Below are 3572 nucleotides of genomic sequence, written 5' to 3' on the forward strand. Positions count from 1 at the left end.
CCCCCGGTCCGATCGGACCTGCGCCCGAACGCCCCGCCCCCGCACAAAAACGCCCCTCCGAAAAAAGGAGCCTCACGGGCGTCGCGGGGAGGTTCCGTCCTTGACTTCGAACTTCCCACAGGTGCCACCCGCCGCTCTATAGTTTCCAGATCGTACTGTAGCCCACCCTCGCCATTTCCGCTGTTCTGGCCCTGACGTCGGACGGGGACATTCTCCCGCTCTCAATGAAAGATGTGAGCAGGTCGTCCATGGGGACATGGGAGCTTTTAAGTATCGCAGCTTTCTCGGCAAAACTTTTATCCCCCAGCTCCTCATTCAGTTCCTCCGTGACTAGCAAGAGATTTCCAAGCTGTCCGATTATGCTCATCGGCACGCTTTTCCTGTGTGCAGACTGCGGCAACAAGTGTTCTACAGTAAGGTCGGAAGCCTTCAAATTGACTCCGGAGGCGATGTGGTTTGTGTACTTCTCGAGGAGATAACGCGCAAGCCGGGCCTGCGGTTTGGGGGTGCCCTTTGGCCTATGCTTGGTCCTGAAAAATAGAACTTGCTCAAAGTTGGCTTGGAACTCTTCAAACACCGGCAGCTTCTGCCTTAGCTTCTCAACGAGTGAATCAACAGCGGCGTCACGGCCTGAGTCTGTTTTCGCTTGCGACAACTTCCTAGCATGAAGCGCATACATCTGTGAGATTCCGCCCGACGCGGGTTGAGACGTGACAGCACTAAATATTGTGTGGAAATTCTCTACGGCCGAAAGAGCTTCAACCGCTCTTCTCAGCTTTAGGTGCTTGTCCTCAAACGACCTGACGACGGACAATATGAACGGGGTCGACTGCTTAAACTGAACGGCATTCAGCGATGTCAGGCATCTCGTGATAGGTCGTTCGCTTCTGTTCCTCTCGTAGTTGTCCGGCTCTGCGATACGTAAATAGAGTTTTCCGTTTGTCTCAAGAGAGTCGAGCAGCTTTCTCGCCGCGTCCTTTGTCTTTACCGTCCGCTTGACCTCTTTGAAGATTCTCGCTCTCGACGTGTATTCATGCGTCGATAGCCAGTAGTGCAGGAGGAAGTCTTTAGGATCCAGTTCAGAGTCGGACTCTGCGAATCTTTGAAGGATGCCTTCGAATCGCTCCTTCGGACGATCTGTAGTGCGATTGTTAGGTGGGATCAGACGTGTGATATGCGTCCGCACGAGGTCGACCGGTGAGAGATTCTTGCCTCTTGTGTTAAGCGTTTCAAAAATGAGGTAGGCGTCTTCCTCGTTCTCGAGCAGGGCGACGATTATATTGAGTGAAAGCACTCTCGCCCGGATCGTTTCGAGGGCCTGCCTTGCAGCTCTTTTTTTCGACTTAACGGTCTTTCCGGCGTCCCGCTTGGCGTCTGCCACCACTTCGGCAATGCGATTACGCAAAAATAGATGCGCCTCCTGGATAAGTTCTTCCTCTGGGCTTGCGGCAAAAACCTCCTCCTCATCTTCCTCGTCATTCGACTGGATCGCTACTTGTAAGTACGGATACGAAGTCTGAGTGCGAAGGACGAGGCGCTTCCTGGACGTAATGTCTATACGCTCAATAAGTTGATGAAGCCCTTTGGCGAGATCGCCGGCCCCTTCATCTTCGAACGCGTCCCGGAGGGCGCACAATAGGATTGTGACGGTCGTGATCCTCTGCTGGCCATCAACGATCCCAAGCTCGTCGGAACCACTCTTATAAAGGACGACGGAGCCGATAAAGTAATCCGCTTCCCTAAGCGTGCAAGTGTCGATCCAGAACTCTTCAACTTCTCCGCGGTTCCAGCTGTATGGGCGCTGGAAACGTGGGATCACGAGAAAGCGTTGGCCAAGCAGTTCGCCAACCGTCACATCATCTGCAGTGATTTTCATTCGCCTCTGCTACGTTGGGATGGCACTGGCGTTTCGCCAGTGGAGAGTGACGGGGTTCGTGTTTCGACGCCAACCCCTCAAGCGGCATCGCTCTCACTGGCGGGACGCCAGTGGCACTCGATGTGGGGATGAGCCCGTTATTCCGGCCACGCCAACGCTGCCGGGCCGAGCGTCAGGGCCGTGGGCGGGGCGGCGGGGCGGGATGCGAGGTACTGGCTGACGGTCTCGGCCGTCAGGGCTTCGACCGCCTCCAACGTCTCGGACAGCGGTTGCAGGCGGCCGAGGTGGTGCCAGTCGCGGGCCAGACTGCTCGCGCGGGCGGTGGTGCTCTCCTGACTCATCACTAACCCGGACTTCGCACGGGCCACGCAGCGGGTCAGTTCGCCTTCGGTCACGCCGTCGCGCAGGCTCCACAACTCCTCCATCAACACGTCGAGCGTTTGCTGGGCCCGCTCCGCGGTGGTGCCGGCGTAGCAGAACAACCGGCCCTCCCGGGCCGCGTCGGCGCCGGGGCCGGCTTTCAACCCGCTCAAACTGGCCGAGACGCTGTAGCAGAGGCCCCGCTTCTCCCGGACCTCCGTGAACAGCCGGCTGCTCATCCCCCCGCCGAGGATCGCGGCGGCGGCCCACGCCTCGTAATACCCCGCCTCCCCGTACGCCGCGGCGGGCAGGGCCAGGGCGATGTGCGTCTGGGCGCCGTCGTGGTCCAAATGGTCCCGGGCCGGGCCGCGGGGGCCGGTTTCGATGGTCGGGGTTGGCCGTTCCTCCCAGTCCTCGAAGCACTCCGCGGCGAGGTCGAACCATTCGTCCGCGTCCACATGCCCGGCGACGGCGAGGATCGCGTTGTTCGGCCGCACGGCGGTGCGGTGGTGGTTCACCACGTCGGCGTGCGTGAGGGCGTCCAGCCCGGCGAGGGTGCCGTCGGTCGGCAGGCCCCAGGGCGTGGGGTAGGTGCGGCGGCGGAGTTCCAGCATCACCCGGTGGGCCGGTTCGTCCTCGATCGCCCGCAGGCTTTGACGCAGGCCGTCCGCGGCGGGGGCGAATTCGTCCTCCGGCAGATGCGGCGATCGAAAGAGATCCCGGTAAATCCGTAACGCTTGTGGAAGATTCTCCGCGACGGTGGAGGCGGAGACGGAGAGGTGCGAGGCGCCGACCGATTCGCCGCGGTTCACGCCGAGGTCGTCCAGGGCGTGGGTGAAGCCGCGGTTGTCGAGGTCGCCGCTGCCGCGGGTCAGCAGGTCGCAAAGCATCGCGGCGCAGGCGTTCTTGCCCGGCGGATCATGCGAACTGCCCGCGGGCACCATCAGCGAGAAGGCGGCGCTGCGAACGCGGTTCATCGGCTCGACCAGCACCGTCAGCCCGTTGGCCAGCGTGCGATGCTGCGTGGCGGGCCGGGCCGCGGCGGTGGGGGACGGAAGCGAGGGGGACGGTGCGGGCACAGATTCTCCGGGACGGGGCGCCGAGTGTCCGTCCGCGGAGCGGAGGCGGCAACCGCGGCGGTCCCAGTCGGTTCGTCACCGCGAGATGCTGAACAGATCGTCGATCTTGGGTCTCCCCTCTCCCTCAGGGAGAGGGGTCGGGGGTGAGGGTGAGCGAGCCTTCGCCGGCCTCCGGTTTCGCTCTTGTCGAACCCGGGCTGGCGAGGGGGCGGGGCGGGTTCAGCGATTGGTCCTTTCAAGCCCCCTCACCCCCAGCC

Annotated in this window: 2 protein-coding genes; both read right to left on the reverse strand. The window is 61.7% G+C overall.

The window, feature by feature from the left end:
* Positions 1-136 precede the first annotated feature (136 nt).
* A complete protein-coding gene (locus LzC2_RS20795) occupies positions 137-1876 on the reverse strand; it encodes a DUF262 domain-containing protein (RefSeq protein ID WP_171189944.1) in 1740 nt (579 codons plus the stop codon).
* Positions 1877-2013: 137 nt separating this feature from the next.
* Positions 2014-3315: a M16 family metallopeptidase gene (locus LzC2_RS20800; RefSeq protein ID WP_315854770.1), complete on the reverse strand. Its 1302-nt coding sequence runs from the start codon at positions 3313-3315 to the stop codon at positions 2014-2016.
* Between the last annotated feature and the right edge of the window lie 257 nt (positions 3316-3572).

This window comes from Alienimonas chondri (genome assembly GCF_013036045.1).
GTDB lineage: Bacteria > Planctomycetota > Planctomycetia > Planctomycetales > Planctomycetaceae > Alienimonas > Alienimonas chondri.